The following is a 6,828-nucleotide window of genomic DNA, read 5'->3' as shown; positions in this document are numbered from 1 at the left end:
ACCGACTCGGCCGAGTCGTGACCGGTCGCCATATTAAGGTAAGCATTACCTAACTTGATAGCCCCACCGGGATGGCGGAACCGCACAGCTCACAGGGGTACAGTTAAGGCCTGCCTAACCTAAGGATGGTGGCTGTGGAGCCTGGCCGGTGACCGCGCGCGGGGGACTGCGTCCCACCCTGCTCGTCGTCCTGCTCGTCGCCGTACTGACCGGGCTCTGCCTGCTGTCGATCGGTCTCGGGGCCGTGGACATCCCGCCGGACCAAGTGGTCCGGTCGGTGTTCGGCCACCCGCCGAGCCGGCTCGTCGACAACATCGTGTGGACCGTCCGCGTCCCGCGCACCGTCCTCGGACTGACCGCGGGCGCCGCGCTCGGGTTGTCCGGCGCGCTGATGCAGGCCCTCACCCGCAATCCGCTCGCCGACCCCGGCGTCCTCGGCGTCAGCGCCGGCGCCTCGTTCGGGATCGTCGTCGCCGTCGCCCTCTTCGGGGCCGGATCGCTGTACGGCTACATCTGGTTCGCCTTCGCCGGCGCCCTCGCCACCAGCGTCCTGGTCTTCCTGCTGGGCAGGACGGGACGCTCCGGCGCGACCCCGGTGAAACTGGCGCTGGCCGGAGTGGCCGTCACCTTCCTGCTGTTCTCGCTCACCAACGCGATCGTGCTCACCGACCCCGACGCCCTGGACCGCTACCGCTTCTGGTCCGCCGGCAGCCTCGCCGACCAGGACGGGGCCGTGATCCGCGCCATCCTCCCGTTCCTCGCGATCGGGGCGGTGCTCGCGCTCGCCGCCGCGCCGGCGCTCAACAGCCTCGCCCTCGGCGACGACGTGGCCGCCTCGCTCGGCCGCCGGCTCGGCCTGGTACGCCTCCAGGGCGTCACCGCCGTCATGCTGCTGACGGGTGCGGCGGTCGCCGTCATCGGCCCCGTGGTCTTCCTCGGGCTCGTGGTGCCGCACGTCGCGCGGGTGCTCGCCCAGTACGCGGGCATCGGCCCCGACCACCGGTGGCTGCTGCCGCTGTCGGCGGCGCTCGCACCGTGCCTGCTGCTCACCGCCGACATCCTCGGCCGGGTCGTCGCACGGCCCACCGAGATCCAGGCCGGGGTGCTCGTCGCCTTCATCGGCGGCCCGTTCTTCATCGCCCTGGTCCGCCGGCGCAGACTCGCGGAGGTCTGAGCATGACCGCCCTCGCCCCCCTCCGCGGCCGCAGGCCCTACCGCCTGACGGCCCCGCCGGTCTCCGGCGTGCTGCGGCCCCGGCTGGTCGTCCTGTGCGCCGCACTGGCCGTCGTGGTGTTCCTGCTCTTCTGCTGGGGTGTGTCCCTCGGCGACTACCCGATCGGGCTCACCGACGTCGTCAAGGCCCTCACCGGCTCCGGCGACCCCGGAACGGTCCTGGTCGTACGGGAGTTGCGGCTGCCGCGCGCGCTGACCGGACTGCTCGTCGGCATCGCCTTCGGCATCTCCGGCGCGCTCTACCAGACCATGACCCGCAACCCGCTGGCCAGCCCCGACATGATCGGCCTCACCGAGGGAGCCGGCACCGCCGTGGTGGCCGGCATCGTGCTCGGCTGGGACGGCGGGCTCGGCACCCAGGGCCTCGGCCTGCTCGGCGCGCTGGTCACCGCGCTCGTCGTGTACGCGCTCGCCTGGAAGGGCGGCGCCACCGGGTACCGCATCATCCTCGTCGGCATCGGCGTCTCCTGGATCTGCACCAGCGCCACCGACTACCTCGTCGCGCGCGGCGAGCGGTTCGAGGCCCAGGCCGCCCTGGGCTGGCTGGTGGGCAACCTCAACGGCCGCACCTGGGACCAGGTCGACTTGCTCGCCCTCGCGATGGCCGTCCTCGTGCCGCTCGCCCTCGGCATGGCCCGCTGGATGCGCACCCTCCAGCTCGGTGACGACGTGGCCGCCGGACTCGGCACCCCCGTGCAGCCGGTGCGGCTCGCCCTGCTGCTCGTCGGCGTCGGGCTGATCGCCTTCGGCACGGCCGCGGCCGGCCCCGTCGCGTTCGTCGCGCTGGCCGCCCCGCAGATCGCCCAGCGGATGGCCGGCACCGCGTGGCCGCCCCTGGTCGCCTCCGGACTGACCGGAGCCCTGGTCGTACTGGGCTCCGACCTCATCGCGCGTGAAGCGATCCCCGGCACGGAACTCCCGGTCGGGATCGTCACCGGCGTCATCGGCGCGCCGGTCCTGCTCTGGCTGCTCATCCGCGCCAACCGCGCGGGCTCAGGAGGCTGAACCCATGGCGACCACCGACCCCGTCCCGGCGGCCCCGTCCGCCCAGCCCGAACTGCGGGCCCGCGGACTGCATCTGGCGTACGACCAGCGGCTCGTCGTCGAGGACCTCGACCTCGTCATACCCTCCGGCCGCATCACCGCGATCGTCGGTGCCAACGCCTGCGGCAAGTCCACCCTGCTGCGCGCCCTGGCCCGGCTGCTCGCCCCCCGCCAGGGCACCGTCGAGCTCGACGGCCGCGCCCTGCGCTCCCTGCCCACCCGCGAACTGGCGCAGCGCCTGGGCATCCTGCCGCAGACCCCGGTCGCGCCCGAGGGGCTGACCGTCTTCGACCTGGTCAGCAGGGGCCGTTCACCGCACCAGAACTGGTGGCGGCAGTGGTCCGAGGCGGACGAGCTGGCCGTCCACGAGGCGCTGGCCGCCACGGACATGACCGACCTCGCGGACCGCGCCGTCGACGAGTTGTCCGGCGGCCAGCGCCAGCGCGCCTGGATCGCCATGGCGGTCGCCCAGGGCACCCCGGTGCTCCTGCTGGACGAGCCCACCACCTATCTCGACCTGGCCCACCAGATCGACGTCCTCGACCTCATCACCGACCTCAACCGCCGCGAGGGCCGCACGGTGGTGATGGTGCTGCACGACCTCAACCAGGCCTGCCGCTACGCCGACCACGTCATCGCCATGAAGGCGGGCCGGATCGCCGCCGAGGGGCCGCCCGCCGAGGTCGTCACGGCTGCGACCGTCGAGGACGTCTTCGACCTGCGCTGCCGGATCACGACCGACCCGGTGAGCGGGACCCCGCTGGTGATCCCGATGGGCCGCCACCACGAAGCGGTCCCCGTCGCCGCCGAGTGACCCGGCGGCGGGCCGTGCCCCGTCGACCTGCGGCACCCGTGACGTCGGCCCGCACGCGTGATCGGAGCGGTCCATGCCCGTCCACCACGTGGTCACCACGGAGAACACGGTCCCGGCCGGGCAGAAGGCCGCTCTGACGGCGGAGATCACCCGCCTCCACGCCTCGATCACCGGGGCGCCCACGTCGTTCGTGCACGTGACGTTCGCCGAACTGCCCGGGGGCAGCGTCCTCACGGACGCGGCCCCCTCGCGTCCCCTGCTGATCGAGGCGACCACACGGGCGGGCTGACCGGTGTCCCGGAGTCGCACGTCCTCGTGATCGGCAAGGACAGTCCCGCCCGCTTCGCCGCGGAGGGCGGCCGCATCCTGCCCGAGCCGGGGGACAAGGGGGAGTGGATCGCGGGGTCCTGACGGCGGGCCGCACCCGCCAGGGGTGCGGCACCGCCGCCGAGTTGCCCGGCGGCGGCACACACGGCGACCGCCGCCGCAGGCGTCCGCTAGCCCGGCAGGACGGTCGTGCCCGCGCCGCCCGGCCCCGCGGACAGCGCGCGCAGCAGGGCGTGCGGGGCCCGGCCGTCCAGGACCCGCGCCGAGCGGACGCCCGCCCGGACCGCGCGCAGGCAGCTCTCCATCTTCGGCACCATGCCGCCGCCGAGCGACGGCAGCATCGCCTCCAACTCGGCGGCCGTCAGCCGCTCCAGGACCCGCTCCCGGTGCGGCCAGTCCGCGTACAGCCCCGGCACGTCGGTGAGGACGACCAGCGACTCCGCGTCGAGCGCGGCCGCCAGTGCCCCGGCCGCCGCGTCCGCGTTGACGTTGTAGACCTGGCCGTCCGTGCCCCGGCCGAGCGGGGAGACCACGGGGATGTGGCCGTGGTCCAGGAGCACGTCCACGGCCGTCGTGTTGACCTCCGTCACCTCCCCGACGAGGCCGATGTCGACGATCTCGCCGCCGACCTCGGCGTAGCGGCGGACCGCGGTCAGCGTGTGCGCGTCCTCGCCGGTGAGCCCGACCGCGTACGGGCCGTGCTCGTTGAGGAGCCCGACGAGGTCGCGCTGCACCTTGCCGGCCAGCACCATCCGCGCGACGTCGAGGACCTCGGGCGTGGTCACCCGCAGTCCGCCCACGAAGCGCGCCTCGATTCCCGCCAGGTCCAACTGCGCGCTGATCTGCGGTCCTCCGCCGTGCACCACCACGACGCGCACCCCGGCACACCGCATCCGGACGACGTCCCGCGCGACGGAGCGCAGCGGGGAGTCGTCCCCCATGGCGTTGCCGCCGACCTTCACCACGACGGTGCGCCCCCGGAGCGCGCGGAGCCCCGGGTGCGGCCCCGGGGCCGCCGGAGCCGTGGTCACGGACGGGACGTCAGGTAGCCGCCCATGGTGCGGAACCAGTCGGTCGCCGCGTGCTCGGTCCCGTCGTCCGTGCGGATCGTGCGGATCAGCAGCCCCGGGCGGTGCCCGCCGCGCGCGTCCGCGCCGGCGACGATCACGACCCCGTCGCCCTCACGGATGAAGATCCGGCCCGGCGTGCCGCCGTAGCGGGCCTTGGAGACGGCGGCGGACGCGATCCTGACGCGCTCGCCGCGGTGGTAGGCGAAGGCGTTCGGGTAGGGGTCCGACTGGGCCCTCACCAGGCGTTCCAGGTCCTCGGCGGGCCAGTTCCAGTCGATGCGGCCGTCCTCGACCGACCGCTTGTGGAAGAAGCTCGCGCGGGAGCGGTCCTGCGGCTGCCAGTGGGCGCGGCCGGACGCTATGAGGTCCAGCGACTCGCGCACGAGCGGCGCGATCATGTCGACCGTGCGGTGGAAGAGGTCGGTCGCGGTGTCCCGCGGGCCCACCGGTGTCGAGCGCTGCAACAGGATGTCACCGGCGTCCAGTTCGGCGTCCATGCGGTGCGCGGTCACACCGACGCGGTCCTCGCCGTTGATGAGCGCCCAGATGATCGGGGAGAAGCCCGCGTAGGCGGGGAGCAGCGAGTCGTGCACGTTGAGCGTGCCGTGCGGCGGGAGGTCGAAGATCTCCGGCGGGAGCCAGGTGCGCCAGTTGTTGGCGACGATGATGTCGGGTGCCGCGGTCCTGATCGCCTCCAGCAGTCCGGCATCGTCCGGGCGGTTGCGGAGCAGCACGGGCACGCCGTGCTTCTCGGCCAGTTCGGCCACCGAGTCGTCCCAGATCTTCTCGTACGCGTGCTCGCTCCTGGGGTGGGTCACCACGAGGGCGACCTCGTGGTCCGACTCCAGCAGGGCCTGCAGCGTCCGGTGTCCCCAGGTCTGATAGCCGAACATGACGACCCGCATGGTCTCTCCTCCGACGGAAGCAATATTGCAAGGTTAGCCTTACCTTATCTATTATGTGGCGCGCTGAGGGAGGCGATGCAACGGTGACAGCACCGCGCAGTGAGCCGGACATCATTCACGACGTCCTGGGAATCGGTTTCGGGCCGTCAAATCTGGCTCTGGCCATAGCCATCGAGGAGTACAACGCCCAACATCCGGCGTCCCGGCGGATCGAGGCCCGATTCCTGGAGCGGCAGCCCCGCTTCGGATGGCACCGCGGCATGCTCATCGACGACGCGACGATGCAGGTGTCCTTCCTCAAGGACCTGGTCACCATGCGGAACCCGACCAGTGACTTCAGCTTCCTGTGCCACCTGCGCGAGAAGGGGCGGCTGGTCGACTTCCTGAACCAGAAGACGCTCTTCCCGCTCCGCGTCGAGTTCCACGAGTACTTCGAGTGGGCCGCCGCCCGTCTCGCGCACCTGGTCGACTACTCCTCCGAGGTGGTCTCGATCACACCGGTCCGGGGCGCCGGCGGCGAGATCGACCACCTCGACGTGGTGTGCCGGGACCCCAGGGACCCCGGCCGCACCGTCACCCACCGGGCCCGCAACATCAGTGTGGCCGTCGGCCTCGAACCGCACCTGCCGCCGGGCACCGAGCTGTCCGAGCGCGTCTGGCACAACAGCCAGTTGCTGCCGCGCGTCGCCGAGCTCGCCGCGAGCGGCGAGCCGGTGCGCCGGGCCGTCGTCCTGGGCGCCGGCCAGAGCGCCGCCGAGGCGGTCGACTACCTGCACCGCACCTTCCCCGACGCGGAGGTGTGCGCGGTCTTCGCCAAGTACGGCTACACGCCGGCCGACGACAGCCCCTTCGCCAACCGGATCTTCGACCCCGAGGCGGTCGACGTCTACTACGACGCCCCCTCCGAGGTGAAGCAGTCGCTCTTCGACTACCACCGCAGCACCAACTACTCGGTGGTCGACATGGACCTCATCGAGGCCCTCTACGCGACCTCCTACCGCGAGAAGGTCCAGGGCCGCGAACGGCTCCGCTTCCTGAACGTCTCGCGCATCCGGGCGGTGGACGTCCTGGACGAACGCCTCGACATCAGCGTGGAGTTCCTGCCGACGGGGGAGCACAGCACGCTGCCGGCCGACCTCCTCGTCCACGCCACCGGCTACCGCTCCAAGGACATCTCCACCCTCCTCGGGGAGTCCGCGAAGATCTGCCTGCGCGACGACGGCGACGCCGTCCGGGTCGGCCGCGACCACCGTGTCCAGGTCGCGCCCGAGGTGACCGCGGGCATCTACCTCCAGGGCGGCACCGAGCACACCCACGGGCTCGCCTCGACCCTGCTGTCCACCACGGCCGTACGGGCCGGGGAGATCCTGGACTCGCTGGTCGCCCGCCGCCGGCAGACCGTCCCGGCCGGACCGCACGCCGGCTGACAGCGGGG

General features: G+C 72.6%; 7 protein-coding genes. 5 read left to right on the top strand and 2 right to left on the bottom strand.

Annotated features, from left to right (window positions below):
* The first annotated feature begins 148 nt into the window (after nucleotides 1-148).
* The 4 genes from ACIP64_RS05810 to ACIP64_RS05795 all read left to right on the top strand — a co-directional run bounded on the left by ACIP64_RS05810 (nucleotide 149) and on the right by ACIP64_RS05795 (nucleotide 3,380).
* The gene (locus ACIP64_RS05810) at nucleotides 149-1,174 is read left to right on the top strand and encodes a FecCD family ABC transporter permease (RefSeq protein ID WP_401582292.1); all 1,026 of its coding nucleotides are present in this window, start codon (nucleotides 149-151) and stop codon (nucleotides 1,172-1,174) included.
* 2 nt (nucleotides 1,175-1,176) lie between these two features.
* Nucleotides 1,177-2,238: a FecCD family ABC transporter permease gene (locus ACIP64_RS05805; protein ID WP_401582289.1), complete on the top strand. Its 1,062-nt coding sequence runs from the start codon at nucleotides 1,177-1,179 to the stop codon at nucleotides 2,236-2,238.
* Between the two features lie 4 nt (nucleotides 2,239-2,242).
* Nucleotides 2,243-3,091 (top strand): ABC transporter ATP-binding protein, encoded by an 849-nt coding sequence (locus ACIP64_RS05800; RefSeq protein WP_401582287.1) that lies wholly within the window; start codon nucleotides 2,243-2,245, stop codon nucleotides 3,089-3,091.
* A 73-nt stretch (nucleotides 3,092-3,164) separates the two neighbouring features.
* Nucleotides 3,165-3,380 carry a 4-oxalocrotonate tautomerase family protein gene (locus ACIP64_RS05795; protein WP_401582285.1) on the top strand — a complete coding sequence of 72 codons (216 nt, stop codon included), beginning with the start codon at nucleotides 3,165-3,167 and terminating at the stop codon, nucleotides 3,378-3,380.
* Nucleotides 3,381-3,588: 208 nt separating this feature from the next.
* On the opposite strand, the gene argB is transcribed toward ACIP64_RS05795, so the two are convergent.
* A complete protein-coding gene (gene argB / locus ACIP64_RS05790; protein ID WP_401582284.1) occupies nucleotides 3,589-4,449 on the bottom strand; it encodes an acetylglutamate kinase in 861 nt (286 codons plus the stop codon).
* The gene (locus tag ACIP64_RS05785) at nucleotides 4,446-5,393 is read right to left on the bottom strand and encodes a methionyl-tRNA formyltransferase (RefSeq protein ID WP_401582282.1); all 948 of its coding nucleotides are present in this window, start codon (nucleotides 5,391-5,393) and stop codon (nucleotides 4,446-4,448) included. The genes argB and ACIP64_RS05785 overlap by 4 nt, the downstream gene beginning before the upstream one ends.
* A gap of 83 nt (nucleotides 5,394-5,476) precedes the next feature.
* Here ACIP64_RS05785 and ACIP64_RS05780 point away from each other — a divergent pair, with 83 nt between their 5' ends.
* Entirely contained in the window at nucleotides 5,477-6,820 is a 1,344-nt protein-coding gene (locus tag ACIP64_RS05780; RefSeq protein ID WP_401582279.1) for a lysine N(6)-hydroxylase/L-ornithine N(5)-oxygenase family protein, read from the top strand.
* Nucleotides 6,821-6,828 lie beyond the last annotated feature (8 nt).

It is taken from the genome of Streptomyces sp. NPDC088733 (assembly GCF_044751185.1).
Lineage (GTDB): Bacteria > Actinomycetota > Actinomycetes > Streptomycetales > Streptomycetaceae > Actinacidiphila.
The sequence above is the reverse complement of the archived record's forward strand: the minus strand, read 5'-3'. Positions and strand labels throughout refer to the sequence as shown.

What these genes read in the sequence shown, in the direction of transcription:
- ACIP64_RS05805 (WP_401582289.1), top strand. Translation starts at nt 1,177, where the DNA reads ATGACCGCCCTCGCCCCCCTCCGCGGCCGCAGGCCCTACCGCCTGACG.
- ACIP64_RS05800 (WP_401582287.1), top strand. Translation starts at nt 2,243, where the DNA reads ATGGCGACCACCGACCCCGTCCCGGCGGCCCCGTCCGCCCAGCCCGAA.
- ACIP64_RS05795 (WP_401582285.1), top strand. Translation starts at nt 3,165, where the DNA reads ATGCCCGTCCACCACGTGGTCACCACGGAGAACACGGTCCCGGCCGGG.
- ACIP64_RS05785 (WP_401582282.1), bottom strand. Translation starts at nt 5,393, where the DNA reads ATGCGGGTCGTCATGTTCGGCTATCAGACCTGGGGACACCGGACGCTG.